This window comes from Mycobacterium sp. 1245111.1, from assembly GCF_001673405.1.
Lineage (GTDB): Bacteria > Actinomycetota > Actinomycetes > Mycobacteriales > Mycobacteriaceae > Mycobacterium.
On sequence record NZ_LZLV01000155.1, the window covers coordinates 1 to 15,860 of the forward strand.

15 protein-coding genes are annotated in these 15,860 nt (G+C 67.9%); 8 read left to right on the plus strand and 7 right to left on the minus strand.

Going from position 1 to position 15,860, the window contains the following annotated elements; translation table 11 throughout:
* Positions 1-347 precede the first annotated feature (347 nt).
* Positions 348-2,714, plus strand: coding sequence for an ATP-binding cassette domain-containing protein (locus tag A5658_RS26200; protein ID WP_067342508.1), 2,367 nt, complete (start codon positions 348-350; stop codon positions 2,712-2,714).
* Between the two features lie 49 nt (positions 2,715-2,763).
* On the opposite strand, the gene A5658_RS26205 is transcribed toward A5658_RS26200, so the two are convergent.
* Entirely contained in the window at positions 2,764-4,005 is a 1,242-nt protein-coding gene (locus A5658_RS26205) for an HNH endonuclease signature motif containing protein (protein ID WP_067342299.1), read from the minus strand.
* Between the two features lie 52 nt (positions 4,006-4,057).
* Here A5658_RS26205 and A5658_RS26210 point away from each other — a divergent pair, with 52 nt between their 5' ends.
* Positions 4,058-4,540 (plus strand): hypothetical protein, encoded by a 483-nt coding sequence (locus A5658_RS26210; RefSeq protein ID WP_067342301.1) that lies wholly within the window; start codon positions 4,058-4,060, stop codon positions 4,538-4,540.
* Here the strand turns inward: A5658_RS26210 and A5658_RS26215 are convergent.
* Positions 4,524-4,853 carry a hypothetical protein gene (locus A5658_RS26215; RefSeq protein WP_067342303.1) on the minus strand — a complete coding sequence of 110 codons (330 nt, stop codon included), beginning with the start codon at positions 4,851-4,853 and terminating at the stop codon, positions 4,524-4,526. The two genes, A5658_RS26210 and A5658_RS26215, sit on opposite strands and share 17 nt — an antisense overlap.
* A gap of 108 nt (positions 4,854-4,961) precedes the next feature.
* Between A5658_RS26215 and bluB the strand changes: the two genes are divergently transcribed.
* Positions 4,962-5,627, plus strand: coding sequence for a 5,6-dimethylbenzimidazole synthase (gene bluB / locus A5658_RS26220; RefSeq protein ID WP_082993439.1), 666 nt, complete (start codon positions 4,962-4,964; stop codon positions 5,625-5,627).
* Between the two features lie 3 nt (positions 5,628-5,630).
* On the opposite strand, the gene A5658_RS26225 is transcribed toward bluB, so the two are convergent.
* Positions 5,631-6,728: an FHA domain-containing protein gene (locus A5658_RS26225; RefSeq protein WP_082993434.1), complete on the minus strand. Its 1,098-nt coding sequence runs from the start codon at positions 6,726-6,728 to the stop codon at positions 5,631-5,633.
* Positions 6,729-7,045: 317 nt separating this feature from the next.
* Between A5658_RS26225 and A5658_RS26230 the strand changes: the two genes are divergently transcribed.
* From A5658_RS26230 to A5658_RS26245, 4 genes are read left to right on the plus strand one after another with little or no spacing between them, the layout of a single operon-like run.
* Complete coding sequence (locus tag A5658_RS26230) at positions 7,046-7,366, plus strand: WhiB family transcriptional regulator (protein ID WP_067342305.1); 321 nt, start codon at positions 7,046-7,048, stop codon at positions 7,364-7,366.
* A gap of 49 nt (positions 7,367-7,415) precedes the next feature.
* The gene (locus A5658_RS26235; RefSeq protein ID WP_067342306.1) at positions 7,416-8,099 is read left to right on the plus strand and encodes a hypothetical protein; all 684 of its coding nucleotides are present in this window, start codon (positions 7,416-7,418) and stop codon (positions 8,097-8,099) included.
* Complete coding sequence (locus A5658_RS26240) at positions 8,096-9,496, plus strand: sulfatase (protein ID WP_156751668.1); 1,401 nt, start codon at positions 8,096-8,098, stop codon at positions 9,494-9,496. Before A5658_RS26235 ends, A5658_RS26240 begins: the two co-directional genes overlap by 4 nt.
* Before the next feature lie 34 nt (positions 9,497-9,530).
* On the plus strand, positions 9,531-10,334 hold the full coding sequence (locus A5658_RS26245; protein ID WP_067342308.1) for a Stf0 family sulfotransferase: 804 nt from the start codon (positions 9,531-9,533) through the stop codon (positions 10,332-10,334).
* Position 10,335: 1 nt separating this feature from the next.
* Here A5658_RS26245 and A5658_RS26250 read toward each other — a convergent pair whose 3' ends face one another.
* Complete coding sequence (locus A5658_RS26250) at positions 10,336-11,103, minus strand: trans-aconitate 2-methyltransferase (RefSeq protein WP_067342310.1); 768 nt, start codon at positions 11,101-11,103, stop codon at positions 10,336-10,338.
* Positions 11,104-11,187: 84 nt separating this feature from the next.
* On the opposite strand from A5658_RS26250, the gene A5658_RS26255 reads away from it, so the two are divergent.
* Positions 11,188-12,069: an amidohydrolase family protein gene (locus tag A5658_RS26255; protein WP_067342311.1), complete on the plus strand. Its 882-nt coding sequence runs from the start codon at positions 11,188-11,190 to the stop codon at positions 12,067-12,069.
* Here A5658_RS26255 and eccE read toward each other — a convergent pair whose 3' ends face one another.
* Genes eccE through eccD form a run of 3 tightly spaced genes read right to left on the minus strand, consistent with a single transcriptional unit; the run spans position 12,070 to position 15,841 of the window.
* Positions 12,070-13,056, minus strand: a complete 987-nt coding sequence (gene eccE / locus A5658_RS26260) for a type VII secretion protein EccE (protein ID WP_067342313.1) — start codon at positions 13,054-13,056, stop codon at positions 12,070-12,072.
* Positions 13,053-14,441, minus strand: a complete 1,389-nt coding sequence (mycP, locus tag A5658_RS26265; protein WP_067342314.1) for a type VII secretion-associated serine protease mycosin — start codon at positions 14,439-14,441, stop codon at positions 13,053-13,055. The genes eccE and mycP overlap by 4 nt, the downstream gene beginning before the upstream one ends.
* Positions 14,438-15,841 (minus strand): type VII secretion integral membrane protein EccD, encoded by a 1,404-nt coding sequence (gene eccD, locus A5658_RS26270; protein ID WP_156751664.1) that lies wholly within the window; start codon positions 15,839-15,841, stop codon positions 14,438-14,440. Before eccD ends, mycP begins: the two co-directional genes overlap by 4 nt.
* Positions 15,842-15,860: the final 19 nt, after the last annotated feature.

A 15,860-nucleotide genomic window follows, 5' to 3' on the forward strand; every position in this document is an offset into this window, starting at 1 on the left:
GGTCTACTGTGCGCTGCGGTGTGCGCAGCCGTTGTACCCCTGGCGACAGCTCCCAAGGGGGGTGCAGTCGGCGCACCGTCTTATCGTCGGCGCAGTCGGATCGGTGGGTCAAGTCAAGGTTTAGCGTCGATCGGGTCACCGCGCGGCCGCGGCGCACCGCTCGCCACCTTCGTCGCTGGTGCACCGATATGTTCGTAAGAGTTGCCCCCTGGATCCTCGGGTATAGAAAGCGATAGATGTCACCGACAGATCACAGCCGTCCGCCCCCCGACGACGGCCGTACCACCAAGTTCGCCACGGCGAGCGGTGTCGATGTGCCGCCGCTGACGGTCTGGCTCGGGTCGGCGATGTACACCTTCCCGCACGACCGGGACGTCATCGTCGGCCGCGGTCGCGAATGTGACATCTGCTTCCAGGACATCAACCCCGACGACCTGACGCTGATCTCGCGGGTACACGCGATCCTGCGGTTCGACGGCCGCAACTGGGTGGCAGTGGACAAGAGCCAAAACGGGCTCTTCATCGACGGCTCGCGGGCGAACGTGATCCCGATCCGGGATCGCCTGAGCGTCGCGCTGGGCAGCCCGCGTGGCCCGACGTTGACGTTCCGCGTCGCGCCCTCGCCGTCGTCGCCGGCCCGCGGCGACAACCCCGCGACGACAGCATTTCGCCCGGCGGGCCGTCCCGCCGGGCGGCCGCCGAGTGCTCCACCGTCGGTGCCCCCGACCCAGGCGCACCCGCGGCCACCGCTGCGCCCGGCGCCGTCGCCGCCGCCGCCGAGTCGGCCGTCCCCGGTCCGGTCCCAGGGCTCGGCGACGATCGGGCGGGCCAAAAGCAACAACATCGTCGTGGAGGACGCGCTGGCTTCCCGCGTGCACGCGACGCTGCAGTCCACGCCGGCCGGCCTCGAGATCCGCGACAACAACAGCAGCAACGGCACTTTCGTCAACGGGACGCTGATCACCACCGCGAGGCTGCGCGACGGCGACATCGTCACGATCGGGAACACCGACCTGCTCGCGACCGGCAACACCCTCGTCCCCCAGCCCGCCGCGACTCGGATCAGCGGCCTCACCGCGCACGGCTTGGCGTTGACGATCGACGGCCGCCAACTGCTGCAGGACGTCTCGTTCACCGCGAAGCCCGGGACGCTGACCGCGGTGATCGGGCCGTCCGGGGCCGGAAAATCCACACTGGTCAAGCTGATCGGCGGTGCGCTGCCGCGCAGCGCGGGGCTGGTCGCGTTCGACGGACACGACGTGCACGCCGAGTACGCCTCGATGCGCTCGCGGATCGGGATGGTGCCCCAGGACGACGTCGTCCACCGGCAACTCACCGTCGAGCAGGCACTGAACTTCGCCGCCGAGTTGCGGCTGCCGCCCGACACCACTGCCGAGGACCGTCGCGAAGTCGTCGAGCGGGTGCTCGACGAGCTGGAATTGACGCCGCACAAGGGCACTCGCGTCGACAAGTTGTCCGGCGGACAGCGCAAGCGCGCGTCGGTGGCGATGGAGCTGCTGACCGGCCCGTCGCTGCTGATCCTCGACGAGCCGACGTCGGGGCTCGACCCCGCGCTGGATCGTCAGGTGATGACGATGCTGCGGCGGCTCGCCGACGCCGGGCGCGTGGTCATCGTCGTCACGCATTCGCTGACCTATGTCGGCATGTGCGACCAGATCCTATTGCTGGCGCCGGGCGGCAAAACCGCGTTCGCCGACCCGCCCGAGCAGATCGGGCCGGTGATGGGCAGCACCGACTGGGCCGACATCTTCGCCCGCGTCAGCACCGACCCCGACGCCGCGCATCGGGCGTACCTGTCCCGTCACCCCGCTTCGCCGCGCCGACCGTCGCCGACCGCGGGCGCGGCGCCGCTGGGGCAGCCCCCGCGGACCAGTTCGTGGCGGCAGGTATTGACGCTGGTACGCCGCCAGACTCGGCTGATCACCTCCGATCGCGGCTATTTCGCGTTCCTGGCGGTGCTGCCTTTTGTCCTCGGCGTGCTGTCGTTGGCAGTGCCCGGCAGCACCGGGTTCGGACCCGCCGGCCCGACAGAGGAGCCGATCGACATCCTGATCCTGCTCAACATCGGCGCGGTGTTTCTGGGCACCGCGCTCACGGTCCGCGATCTCGTCGGCGAGCGAATGATCTTTCAGCGCGAGCGGGCCGTCGGACTGTCCGCATCGGCCTATCTGATCGCGAAGGTGATTGTCTACAGCGTCGCGGCGCTGATCGGCATCGCGGTGATGGTGGCCATCATGACGATCGGCAAGGGCGCACCCACGCACGGCGGTGCGTTGCTGGGACATGGTGTGGCGCAAGGAGTTCTGGAGCTGTACCTGGGCCTGGCGCTGACCGCGATCACGTCGGCGATGGTCGGGTTGACGCTATCGTCGTTGGCCCGTTCCACCGAGCAGGTGCTGCCGATGCTGGTGGTGACGATCATGGTGTCGATGGTGCTGGCCGGCGGCCTGATTCCGGTGACGGGACGGCTGGTCCTGGATCAGCTGGCCTGGTTCGTGCCTGCGCGTTGGGGTTTCGCGGCCTCGGCCTCGACCGTCGACCTCAACAGCGTCGAGGCCGGACTGCCCGCGGACCGGTTGTGGCGACATGTGGCCGGCGCGTGGCTGCAGGACGTCGTCATGCTGGCGGTGCTGGGCATCGTCCTCGCCGGCCTGGTCCGCTATCGGTTGCGGCTGGGTAAGCGGGCGCGCTGAGGTGCGGGTATCGGAATCGAATTCCTCTGTGCCGCGGAGCGTTTGAGCTCTAGTTGTTTGACGGTGGTGCTTTGGGTTGGAAGGGCGTGTACCACCACCAGTCGGCGCGTTCGCCGAGTGGCCCGGTCCATGGCGGGACGGCGGGCGGGGGAAGCTTGGGAGGCCGTGCAAGTGATGCTGAGCTCAGTGGGTCGCCGTCTTCATCGGTGACGACGAGTTGATCGGCGGGTCCGGTGATGGTGATGAGTCCCCGGTGGTGCAAGCGGTGGTGATACGGGCACACCAGTACCAGGTTGGCCAGCTCGGTGTCACCGCCGTCTTCCCAGTGCCGGATGTGGTGGGCGTGCAGACCGCGGGTGGCCTCACAGCCAGGCACCGCGCAGGTGGGGTGGCGGTGCTCGAGCGCGCGGCGCAGCCGCCGGTTGATCGTCCGGGTGGCGCGGCCGGCGCCGATCACCTCGCCGTGGCGTTGGAACCACACCTCGCAGGTGGCATCGCAGGTCAGCTCTTGGCGTTCAGCGTCGGTGAGCAGCGGACCCAGATGCAATGCAGCAGCGGACTTCTCAACATCGACGTGCACCACCACCGTGGTGTGATGCCCGTGTGGCCGACGGGCCGCTTCGGCGTCCCAGCCCGACTCGACCAGCCGCATGAACGCCTCGAGGGTGCCCGGCAACGGCGGCACGATATCCGATGCGCCCTGGTCGTGAACGCGCTTCCACTCGGCGACTAACGCGTCACGATGAGATGCCAGCGCCGCGTCGAACGTCGCCGCGTCCAGGTGCCCAAGTTTGATCCGCCACCAGCTGAACTGCTCGTCGGCGGTCTTGGTGATCGAGGGCCCCGGTTGCGGGCCAGCATCGGGCTCAGGTCGCGGTTCCAGATTGACCGCGGTGCGCAACTGGTTGACCGTCGCGACCGCGGCCAGCTGCGCGTAATGGGCGTCGGAGCCCTCGCCCGCTCGTCCTGCGATGACGCCGAGTTGATCTAGCGACAGTCGACCCTCCCGCATGCCCGTCGCGCAGCGGGGAAACTCCTCGAGCCGGCGCGCCACCGTCGTGATCGTGTGCGCATGCCCCGACGAGGCACCGAGCTTCCAGGCCACCAACGCCGCCACCGACCGCGCACCCGTCGCACCCCACAGTCCGTCGCGATCGATTTCGGCAACGATCTCCACGATGCGCCCATCGATGGCGTTGCGCTGACCGGCCAGCTCCGACATCTCCTCGAATAAGCCCTCAAGACGCTCGGAACGGCTCACCACCTCGGGCGGCGCTGCGGTCACGGACATAACTGCATCCTCACACCAGGGTCCGACAAGTTTCGGCGGTAATACTGGAGTGATGCCGGTCTTCGTCCGCAGGCTCTTCGGCGTCGGCAAGCTGCCCGCCGACGTGCGGGCCGCCGTCGAAGCCGAGGGGCTTATCCATCTCGCCGACTTTGTTCCCGTCACGCGCCGATTCAGCGGTGCCATCCCGGGCCTGCGGTCGGCGCACAGCGTCGCGAGCTACGTCGGGTCGGTCGTGTTCACCTCGCAGCGCACACTGGCGACACTGTCATCCTTGCCCAAACTCGCCGGCCCGACCGTCGACGTACGTTGGGACGCAACGCAATCCGGCGCGGCAACAGTGGAGATCTCGTCGACCGGGCTACAGGTGGAAGCCGACGTGGACGATCTGGACGAGACCTTCTCCGGTCACCTGTCCCTGCAGTACAAGCTCGACATTCCCGACGAGGTGCTGGCCAAGTTGCCGCGGCGTTCACTGACCTTCGATATGCCGCCGGAATACGTACTGCGCGCGGTCGGGGTCACTTACCGCCCTTAGGCTGCAACCACACCGCTGACGTCGCCGACAGGTCCGGCCACGGCGGCCGGCGCAGTACGGCCAGACTGCCGAGCACCGCCGCGATCAACCCGGTGATGACCCCGATCAGCGCGATCCGATCGGCGTCGACCGCGGCGACCCATCGTGGGGTGTCGCCCTGGATGACGAATATGCCGACCGGCGTCGACGCGCCCGCGCGGACCTTGGAAACCGGGATCACCGTGGCGCCATCCGCCGTCCGATAGGGCTCGCCGTAGACGCGAGACCGACTGCCATTAATCGGCAATTGCTCCAGCGACTCGGGGATTTTCATGAGGCCATCCCTTCCGTGGGTTCTTTCGATGAGTCTGGTCGACCGCGGCCGACGCGTCGAGTGCCACAGTTGACCGCCGAGACGGGCCGCGGTTCCTACGATGGCGTTGTGGACGATCACGCATTCAGCACGCCCGAGCGGCTGGCCATCTACCGGGTGATCGCCGAGCGACGCGACATGCGGCGATTCGTCCCGAACAGCAAGGTGTCCGAAGACGTCTTGGCCCGGTTGTTGCAGGCGGCCCACGCGGCCCCCAACGTCGGGCTGATGCAGCCATGGCGATTCATCCGGATCACCGACGACGAATTACGCAAGCGCATTCACGCGCTGGTCGACGAGGAGCGTCTGCAGACCGCGCACGCGCTGGGTCCGCGGGCACAGGAATTTCTCGCGCTCAAGGTCGAGGGCATCCTCGATTGCGCGGAGTTGCTTGTCGTCGCCCTGTCCGACGGCAGGGGCAGCTACGTGTTCGGCAGACGCACCATGCCGCAGATGGACTTGGCGTCGGTGTCGTGCGCTATCCAAAACCTTTGGCTCGCAGCACGATCCGAGGGTCTCGGGATGGGGTGGGTGTCGCTGTTCGATCCGCCGAGGCTGGCGTCGCTGTTGTCGATGCCCGCCGATGCGGAGCCGGTCGCGATCCTGTGCCTCGGCCCGGTGCCGGATTTCCCCGACCGCCCCTCGCTGGAATTGGACGGCTGGGCGCTGGGACGCCCGCTCTCCGAATTCGTGTCGGAGAACCACTGGGGTCAGCCGCCGCACGCCGCGACATGAACCTCAGCTCATCGCGAGTTGCGCGATGAGCGTGTTGATCGCCGCGACGGCGTCCGGCGGCACGGGACGCTCGGCCTCGGCGTCAAGCAGAGTCTCCGTCGACACGCCCGCCGCGTTGGCGGCCTCTTCGACGCTCAATTCCGCACTGTGTCGCGCGCCGTAGACCCGCTGGCCCAGGGTGGCGGACGGCGACTCGGCGGCGCGCAGCATCAGTTCGTTGTATCGCCGCCGGACGGCGCTGAGTGCCAGCACCACCGACGGGGTGCCGCGGGCATTGCGTGCCGCGTTGGCGGCCACGGTCTCGAGCTGACGCAGATTGGCCAGGATCGGTGTGGCCTGCCGGGTGAAGCCCGGATCCGACGGGTCGGGTAGCGCGCTGACCGCGGTGCCGATGCTGTGCATGGCCAGTTCGACCGCCTCGGCCATCAGCGGCGCCTGAACGGTATCCGTCAGCACCTCGGTGACCTCGTTGCCGACGGCGACCGAACCGCCGTTGCGAATCCGCGTGATGGTGCCGGCGGGCCAATTGAGCACCTCCTCCAACTTGGCCAGGGTTCCGCGGCGCGGCCAGCTGCGTCCCTTTTCGAACGCGATCAACGTGCCCGCGTTGATGACCTTGTCCCGGGCCAGGCTGCGTTGGGTGATGTCGAGTTCGCGGCGACGGGCGGCGACCGCGCGACCGGCCCGGGCCACGTCTGGGTCGGTCTCGGCCAACTCGTCCCAGTTGTCCTCGTCGTCTGCCTCGGGCTCGACAGCGGTCCGCACGGTCTCCTCGCGCGGCCCGCCGGGCACGAGCGTCACCGGAATCCCGTCCGCATCGCCCAAATGGATCGTCACCGGAGCAGTGATCAGCGCCGAGTTGCGACGCACTCCGTCGATGAACATCCCGTTGGTGCTGGTGTCGATCACCTGCCAGCCGTCGTGGCGCGGCTCGAGCCGCAGATGCGAGCGTGAGATCCGGCCGTCGTTGACGCGCACCGTCGCCGAGGGGTCTCTGCCGATGACGGCGACGCCCTTGTCGGCGCTCAGCGGATGCGACTGGGCTCCGATCCGGATCAACAAATCGGGTGTGGACGCGGAGGCGCTCTGGCCGGTTGTCATCACGCTCCTATGTCGAATCGGTGCTACGCATTGCCGGGCCGGGGGGTGCCACAGCGGCTGCCTGATGCTTCGGTTCTAGTGTCGACCTGCCGCGCTTGTCGCTACGTTTTGTCGGTCTTACTCGACCCTTAGCCTGCTCACCATAGCACCGCTGCCGAATCGTTTGGGCACGTCAGTGGCACCGAGGCAGTGCATGCCCGGCGGGTCATCGACTTTTTGAAGCAGTGCTTCGCTTTAACCGTTGCATTGCTGCTACAGAAACCCTAGAGTCGTAGCAACAGCGATGCGTCCGCATCGCAACAGGAGGGATACAAGCAATGACTGCCACCGTGGTAACGCTCACCGCGGCGTCCGACGAATTCGTGCCGGTCTGCACTACCGACCCGGAACGATGGACCACCAACCCGGACGACGAGGCAAAAGCTCTCTGCCGCGCCTGCCCCCTTCGCTGGCGGTGCGCACGCGAAGCGTGGGAGACACCGGGCGCCGAGGGGTTGTGGGCCGGCGTCGTGATCCCCGAGTCCGGCCGGGGTCGCGACTTTGCGCTTCGCCAAGTGCGCTCGCTGGCCGCACACGGCGGCTATCCGGTCCGACCTGGATATCGCGCCCGGCGCCGCATCGTCCTACCCGGCGCATAGCGCATCGCGCATCCGAATTGATCGGCCCGGCGGCGGTTACGATGCCGGGGTGCAACCACCGCCGCCGGGTCCACCTCCACAGTGGGGACCCCCACCCGGTCCGGACGATTACGGCCAACAACCGCCCCAGCCCGGATACGGCCCACCACAGTGGAGCGGCTATGGCCCACCTACGCCGGCCCCGACGTCACAGCAGACCTTCGGCTGGATCAGCCTGGCCGCGATCGGGTTACTGGGGCTGCTGGGCGCGATCCTCACGCTGACGCTTTGGATCAACCTGAATAGTTCGGTGTCGCGTGCCGCGGACGTGTGCAACCGGTTCGGCGGCGAGTACGCCCACATGTGCCGACAGCAGATCGAGAAGATGGTGCCCACTGTTCCGGTGGCGATGGTCGTCTGCCTCTTCCTGATCATCGCGGCGTGCCTCGCCGTGGCCGGCGGCGCGGTGATGCTGTTCGTGAAGAGGCAGACGGGCCAATTCCTGATCCTCGGCGGCGGCATCGTCATGCTTGTCTTGTCGATCGGACTCGAAGCTCGTTACGGCGCAACCAGCCGAATTACCTACGACCTGATTGCAGGTCTGGTCATCGCGGTCGTCGGAGGATTGATGTTCGTCCCGGCCTTCCGGGTGCTGTTGGGAATGCCGCCGCATCTGACGAGCGGCCCGAGGCCCGGCGATTATCCGGGCGGTGGACCGTGGCCGCCCGGCCCGCCTCCGCCGCCGCAGTGGTGAGCGGCCCGGGTCGCGGCCCAGACGCGCACCGCGACAACGTGCTGCTCGTGCACTGGCACGACTTGGGCCGCTATCTCGGCGTCTACGGTCACGCCGACGTCTCGAGCCCCCGGCTCGATCAGCTGGCCGGCGAAGGCATCCTGTTCACCCGCGCGCACGCCACCGCACCGCTGTGCTCACCGTCGCGCGGATCGCTGTTCACCGGCCGCTATCCACAGAGCAACGGCCTGGTCGGGCTGGCTCACCACGGCTGGGAGTATCGCCCCGGCGTTCGCACGCTACCTCAGATTCTCGCTGAATCCGGCTGGTACTCAGCTCTTTTCGGGATGCAACACGAGACCTCTCATCCGGCGCGGCTGGGTTTCGACGAATTCGACGTCTCGAACTCGTACTGCGAGTATGTCGTCGAGCAGGCCGAGCATTGGCTGCGCAACCACCACACCGGGCAGCCCTTCCTGCTGACGGCAGGCTTTTTCGAAACTCACCGGCCCTATCCGCGGGACCGCTACGAGCCCGCCGACATCGACGCTGTCGAGATGCCCGACTATCTGCCCAATACCGTTGAGGTACGCCAGGATCTGGCTGAGTTTTACGGGTCGATCACCACCGCCGACGCGGCCGTCGGCCGAATACTGGACACACTTGCCGACACCGGGCTGGACGCCAGCACATGGGTGGTCTTCCTCACCGACCACGGCGCGGCTTTTCCGCGGGCCAAGTCGACACTGTACGAAGCGGGCACCGGAATCGCACTGATCGTCCGGCCACCGACGCGAATGAGCGTGCCGCACAAGGTATACGACGACCTCTTCAGCGGCGTCGACCTGGTCCCCACGCTGTTGGAATTGCTTGGCGTCGCAAAGCCGGCCGACATCGAAGGAATCTCACACGCCCAGGCGCTGCTTACCCAGGACCATTCCGAGCCCGTGCGCGACCACGTCTACACCGCCAAGACCTATCACGACTCGTTCGATCCCATTCGCGCGATCCGGACGAAGGATTTCAGTTACATCGAAAACTACGCACAACGACCGCTGTTGGATCTCCCATGGGACATCGAGGAAAGCCCCTCCGGGCACGCCGTCGCTGCGATGGTCACCGCCCCGCGACCGGAACGCGAACTCTACGACCTGCGCTCAGATCCCACCGAAACCAACAACCTGCTGACCACGGATGGCAATGACGGCGCCGATCAGATCGCCGCCGATCTTGCTGTCCGCCTACATGATTGGCGCCAGCGGACCGGCGACGTCATACCGTCGGATTTCGCTGGCACCCGCATTGCCGCCCGGTACACCGAAACGTATCTGCAGATTCACGAGAAGGCTCCGACCAGTCGGTCCGGTATTGCCGCCGATCGGGGAATCGACGAGGCAACCCGCCAAACGGATCCCTGAACACGACCCCCGGGTGTGCGGTTAGGCTCTCTCGGTGCCCGCGCATCCGACGCCCTATCTCGTGCTCGCCTCGCAGCGCTGCGGCAGCACGTTGTTGGCCGAGTCGCTGCGGGCCACCGGCAGCGCGGGCGAGCCGCAGGAGTTCTTCCAATACCTGCCGACCACGGGGATGGCGCCGCAGCCACGCCAGTGGTTCGCCGATGCCGAGGACGAGACGATCCTGCACCTGCTCGACCCACTGGACCCCGGGACACCGGATACCGCATCGTCGGTCGCCTGGCGTGAACACATCCGCAGTGCGGGCCGCACGCCGAACGGGGTCTGGGGCGGGAAGCTGATGTGGAACCAGACACCACTGCTGCAGCAGCGCGCGTCGACGCTGCCGGATCGCTCCGGTGACGGTCTGCGGGCGGCCATTCGGGACGTGATCGGCAGCGAGCCGGTCTATGTGCATGTTCACCGCCCTGATGTGGTGTCGCAGGCGGTGTCGTTCTGGCGGGCAGTGCAGACCCGGATGTGGCGTGGCCGACCGCACCCTGAGCACGACTCGCGGGCCACCTATCACGCCGGCGCGATCGCCCACGTCGTCACCATGCTGCGCGAGCAGGACGAGTGCTGGCGCGCCTGGTTCGCCGAAGAAGGCATCGAGCCGATCGATGTGCCCTATCCGGCGCTGTGGCGCAACTTGTCCTCGATCGTCGCGACGGTGTTGAAGGCGATCGGTCAAGATCCCCGGCTGGCCCCGGACCACACTCCGGAACGCCTGGCCGACGAGCACACGGATGAGTGGGAGGAGCGCTACCGCGACGACGCCCGGCGGCTGGGACTGCCGGAGTAGCTCAGCCGCCGACCCGGGCGACGAAGAACACCCGCCGAAACGGGAAGAACGTGGTCCCGTCCGGCCGGGACGGATACGCTTGGGCCAGCAACGGAATGAGCTCGTCGCAAAAGTATTGGTAGTCCCGCTCATTGAGCCGTTCTTTGACCGGTGTCAGCGCGCTCCCGCTGATCCAGTCCAGCACCGGATGCTCGCCGGTGAGTTGATGGACGTAGGTGGTCTCCCAGGCGTCGACGGTACACCCGGCGTCAATCAGCAGCTCGGCGTATTGGGTTGGCTCGTCGACCACTTTTCCGACTTGAAACGGGATGTCGCGCAGCCTATTTGCGAATTTCTCACGGCTTGCGACAAGGCGCGCCGCTGCGTGTGACGGAGATTCGAAGTTTCCCGGCATCTGGACCGCGATCCACGACCCGGCGGCCAATTGAGCGGCCCAACGCACGAACAGTTCGCGGTGCTCGGGCAGCCAATGCATCGCGGCATTGCTCAGCACGACGTCAGTATCGGGTTGCGGCGTCCAGGTTCTCAGGTCACCGACCGACGCGTCCACCCCACGCCGTCGGGCGGCGTCCACCATCTCCGGCGAGCTGTCGATGGCCTCGATGACGGCCCCGGGCCAGCGGCGGGCCAGCTGACCGGTGAGGTTACCCGGGCCGCAGCCAAGGTCGACCACCCGACGCGGATCCTTGGCCGCCACGCGGGCGAGCAGGTCGTAGAACGGACGGGCGCGGTGATCGGCGAAGTCGAGATAGACTTCCGGATCCCACATGGGGTCCTCCTGTTCAACAGCGGTCGGGCCGACTGATATAGACAAACGGTATTACCCGCCTGCCAGACGAGCCGAGGACGGACCATGCCCGACGAAGACGAGGCCGCCGAGGTACGGCAGGTCTGGTCGGCGCTGGGCTTGCCTGGCGTGATCGACGTCCACACCCACTTCATGCCGAAATCGGTGATGGACAAGGTGTGGCGTTACTTCGATTCCGCCGGACCGCTGGTCGGCCGCGAGTGGCCGATCGCCTATCGAACGGCGGAGTCCGAACGCGTCGAGATGCTGAGGCGATTCGGTGTGCGCCGCTTTACCGCCTTGGTCTACCCACACAAGCCCGATATGGCGGCCTGGCTCAACCAGTGGGCAGTGCAATTCGCTCGGGAGACACCGGATTGCCTTGCCACCGCGACGTTTTACCCCGAGCCGGACGCCGGTGTGTACGTGGCGACCGCGATCGATGCCGGAACGCAGGTCTTCAAGGCGCACGTCCAAGTGGGCCGCTACGAACCCAACGATCCGCTCCTCGACCCGGTCTGGGGCGCCATCGAGGACGCCCGGATACCCGTTGTCATTCACTGCGGGTCCGGCCCGGCGCCCGGCGAGCACACCGGGCCCGAGCCGATACGGCTTTTGCTGCAACGTTTCCCGCGGCTGCGGCTGATCGTCGCGCATCTAGGCATGCCCGAGTATGTCGAGTTCATGGACATCTGTGAGGGTTCGGTCGACGTCCGCCTCGATACCACGATGGCGTTCACGCCGTTCATCGACGAAGTCATGCCGTTCCCGCCTTCGCAGCTGAATCGGCTGCGCGACTTGGGCGACCGCATCCTTTTCGGCAGCGACTTTCCCAACATCCCCCATGGCTACGCCGACGCCATGCGATCACTGACGCGGTTGCCCGGCATCGACGACGCGTGGCTGCGCGGCGTGTTCCATGACAACGCCGCGGATTTGTTCGGCTAGTTACGCGACCGGCTGCGGCTGGGCGGTGCTGGCCCAGCGCAGTCGCTCCAGGAGCAGCGAATCGGGAAGCGCGACGTGGCCGTCCAGACGCTGATTCGACAGCGGGTCCAACGCGGTCAACGCCGCACGCTGGATGCCGGACTTCGAAATCAGCCCGGGCAGTGGCCCACTGGCGGCCGGTTTGGCATCGGTGCGGAATGCGCAAGCGACCGCCAGGGTTTGGTTATCGCCCGAACCGGACACCTCGGCGGCCGTCCAGACTTCGCGGACCGGGTACGACCAGATCGCCGCGAGCGTGTTGGGCAGCGCGGTGTCGACCTTGACGCCATAGGCGGCAACGTAATTCGAGCTGCCCTGGCTGAGACCGACCCAGGTCTCCTTCGCCGGACGCGGGAACGGCGACGGCACGTCGTCGGGATTCGCGACGGCAGCGGTCCAGCCGCTCTCGCGCAGATGATCCGCCAGCCGGCGCGCCGCGACCTCGGCGGTCTCGTGCAGCGGAATCTGTGCCGAACGGGCCTGCAGTGCCGCGAGATTGTCGGCCGCGGAAAGGGTTATGCCAATCCAGGTTTCGCGTTCGCGGGTGCCGACCTCCGACGTGCTGTCGCGACTGGTGACCCTGATGGCATCGGCCCGCAGGCCGTAGCGCTGCGCGTAGCTCGCGACAAGTGGCAGCGGCAGCGAGTCGGCATCGCCCAGTGGCGGCGTCACCCGCAGCAGCGCGGTGGTGCGCACATCGGTGACCGACTCCTCAGCCCGACGGGCCCCCCGGTTGGGGCGCAGGATCGCCAGCCGGCGGTACAGGATCGTGGTGACGGGCAGTCCCCGCCAGCGCGCCAGCAGCACGATCACCGCGAAAATCGCGACGCCGAGCACCCAGCGTTCACGCACCGAGTGCCACGGGAAGGCGGGGGCGGCGGCCGCAACGGCCAACAGCACCAACGTGATCCGTCCGGTGGGCGGTGAGGTGGATGGGTGCGCGCTCACAGTGTTGGTTCCTTTCGTCGGCGTGCGGCGATCGCGGCGGCGGCCACGACTGCCAATACCAGAGCGGCGGTTCCACCGAATGCGACGATCCGGGGCCACGGGCTCTTCTTCGCGGGTTCCGGCGGCGCCGCAACATGTTTGATGGGTGACTTGTCGCCATTGGCGGCGGGAAGGTCCCAGGTAAGCGCGGCCACCGGATCCACGGCACCGGCACCGACCACGTTCGACGGCGCCCGGGCGCCGTTGTGCGCCGACCCGGTGATCCGCTGGATCACCTGAGTGGCGTTCAGCTCCGGGTACTTACTGCGGACCAACGCCGCGACTCCGGCAACGTATCCGGCGGCGTAGCTCGTGCCCGCCAGCGGCACCAGCTGCTGGTGCTCGTTCGGCAGGCCGTTGGCGAGTCCGCCGTCGTCGCGATTGCTCACCGACACGATGCTCTCGCCGGGAGCCGCGATACCCACCCACGGACCGGCCATCGTGAATTTCGACGGCTGATCGCCGGGGGTCAGCGAGCCGACCGACAGCACATAGGGCTGCCACCACGACGGCACCGACACCGACGTGACGCCGTCCCAGTTACGCGGATCACCGGGATGGCTCAGGTCGGTGAGCGGATTGGAATCGCACGCCGCTCCGCTGGCGGCGCCGGCAGCGCCGACGTTGCCGGCCGCGGCGACGATCACCGCGTCTTTGTCGACTGCGGCATAGCGGATCGCGGCTCCCAGTGCCCCCTGGTCGACGTTGCGATCGGCGGGCACGCAGGTGATTCCCGAGACGGTGATGACCCGGGCCCCGAGATCGGCGGCGTGGACGATCGCGCGGCCGAGCGCGGTCACGTCGACGACCGCCTTCGCCAGGCTGGGGTCGCCTCCGACACCGCGAGCCGCGAACTTCGACGAAGTCACCCGCAACGACACCACTTTGGCGCCCGGGGCGATCCCGGTGAAGCCGTCGTCGCTGGGCTGGCCGGCGATCAGGCCGGCAACCGCGGTTCCGCGCCCGTCGCAGTCGGTGAGCCCATCGGTGGACTCGACGTAGTCACCACCGGGTTGCACACCGGGTAGCCGGGGCCCCGGCCGCACACCGGTGTCGAGAACGGCGACCAGTTGACCGTCACCGCGGGAAAACCGCCATGCCGCAGCGGGATCGAGAATCTGCTGGCTCGGGGGCACCGCTTTGAAGTCGGTGCCCGAGATGGCGCCGGTGGAGCTGCACTCGCCGCTCTTTTCCATCGGCGCCGCCGGACCGGGCGCGCCGGGAGGGGGCGGCGCGCCGGGATCGACCTGCGGCCGGTCGATCGCCAGCGCGGGCGGGCAAGCCCACACCACGGCTACCAAAGCCGCTGCGAGACAACCGAATCGCCGAGTGCGAGCAGAACTCATCGATTGAGCACCCATTCGAACAGTCCGACCAGGTAGGCGATCACCGGAATCAGCGACGCGTCGATTCCCGACGCGACGAAACCGACGAGGCGGCGCAGCGGCAGCGAGTAGGTCTCGGGCTTCGCGATCGTCGGGCTCAGCGCGACCACGACCCACGCCAGCACCAGGATCGCGAGCACCGCCGCGAGCACCAGAGCCGTCAGGTAGTCCGCGGTCGCGGAGTAGAGCACGACCAGGCCGACCGCGACCAGGAACGGCTGGGCCAACAGCCACGCCTTGCACGCGGCCGAATCCCATACTCGCGCCCGCAACGCAGCCGCGGCCGCGGTCGCCGCGATCACATACCAGCCCCAGGGGGACAACGTTTCCGGCCGCCACGCGATGGCCATCGACCCGATCACGCTGAGCAGGACGGCGCCGGCGATGAATCCGGTCTGGTGCCCGTCGCTGATCCGCACCCGCCGCGGCAGGTCGGCGAGGACTCGCGACGACGGCGCCGACGGGGTGGGATCACCGGGCGCGGGAATGACCGGCAGCGGGAAGCGTGCCCACAGCGCGGACAGCTGGGGGGCTTCGATGGTCACCAGCAACGCGACCACGAGAAGGCCTGCGCCCAACGTCACCAACGGCAGCTGCCACAGCGAGCTCGCGCCGGCGGCCAGCAGCACGCCCACGCCCAGCACGGTGGTCGCGGTAAAGAAGGCTATGGCGCCATGGTTTTCGCGCAGGACCAGGGTGATCAGCGACCATGCGGCGACGCCGGCCGCTGCCAGCGTCACCTGCGGCGCGCCGAAGTGTCCCGGCACCGCCAGCGCCAGCGCCGCGGCGATCGGCACCAGGGCGCCGCCGGCGAGGGCACCGGCGACCCGCGGCGAGCGCGCGATCAGGGCGGCCACCACGGCGAGCAGCGCGATGGCGCCCACCGCGATCGTCCCGATCGGCGAGCCGGTGGCCACTCGGTGGACAACCCCGAGACCGGTTGCCGCCCAGACCAATCCGATCAGCGCCGCGATCGCGCCGCGCTGGATGTGCGTGGTACCCCAGGGCTTCAGCCGCGACGTCGAGAAGATGACGGCCGCGTCGGCGATGTCTTCGACGATGCCGGGCGCGGCGGGCCCGACCGGTACCGGCTGCAAAGCCAACAGATCGCCGTCGACGACGCCGACTGTGCCCAGACTTGCGTCCAGGCTGAACGGTGCGCCCCCGATCGGCGCGAGGCTGAGTCGCGCGGGAGTGGCGGGTTCGGTGCCCGCGGCGTCGTCAGCGACGGCCGGAACGACCAAACGTTCGACAGCCGGCAGGATTTCGCGCAGCGGCAGGTCTGCGGGCAGGGCGATCTCGGTCAGGCGACTGTCCGCAAGGATGGCGACCCGCACGATGGGTATGACAGTGCTGGACATCACCGACTCCTCAGGATTC

Coding starts and splice junctions, on each gene's coding strand:
- A5658_RS26200 (WP_067342508.1), top strand. CDS start 348: ATGTACACCTTCCCGCACGACCGGGACGTCATCGTCGGCCGCGGTCGC.
- A5658_RS26205 (WP_067342299.1), bottom strand. CDS start 4,005: ATGTCCGTGACCGCAGCGCCGCCCGAGGTGGTGAGCCGTTCCGAGCGT.
- A5658_RS26210 (WP_067342301.1), top strand. CDS start 4,058: ATGCCGGTCTTCGTCCGCAGGCTCTTCGGCGTCGGCAAGCTGCCCGCC.
- A5658_RS26215 (WP_067342303.1), bottom strand. CDS start 4,853: ATGAAAATCCCCGAGTCGCTGGAGCAATTGCCGATTAATGGCAGTCGG.
- A5658_RS26225 (WP_082993434.1), bottom strand. CDS start 6,728: ATGACAACCGGCCAGAGCGCCTCCGCGTCCACACCCGATTTGTTGATC.
- A5658_RS26230 (WP_067342305.1), top strand. CDS start 7,046: ATGACTGCCACCGTGGTAACGCTCACCGCGGCGTCCGACGAATTCGTG.
- A5658_RS26250 (WP_067342310.1), bottom strand. CDS start 11,103: ATGTGGGATCCGGAAGTCTATCTCGACTTCGCCGATCACCGCGCCCGT.
- A5658_RS26255 (WP_067342311.1), top strand. CDS start 11,188: ATGCCCGACGAAGACGAGGCCGCCGAGGTACGGCAGGTCTGGTCGGCG.
- mycP (WP_067342314.1), bottom strand. CDS start 14,441: ATGAGTTCTGCTCGCACTCGGCGATTCGGTTGTCTCGCAGCGGCTTTG.
- eccD (WP_156751664.1), bottom strand. CDS start 15,841: ATGTCCAGCACTGTCATACCCATCGTGCGGGTCGCCATCCTTGCGGAC.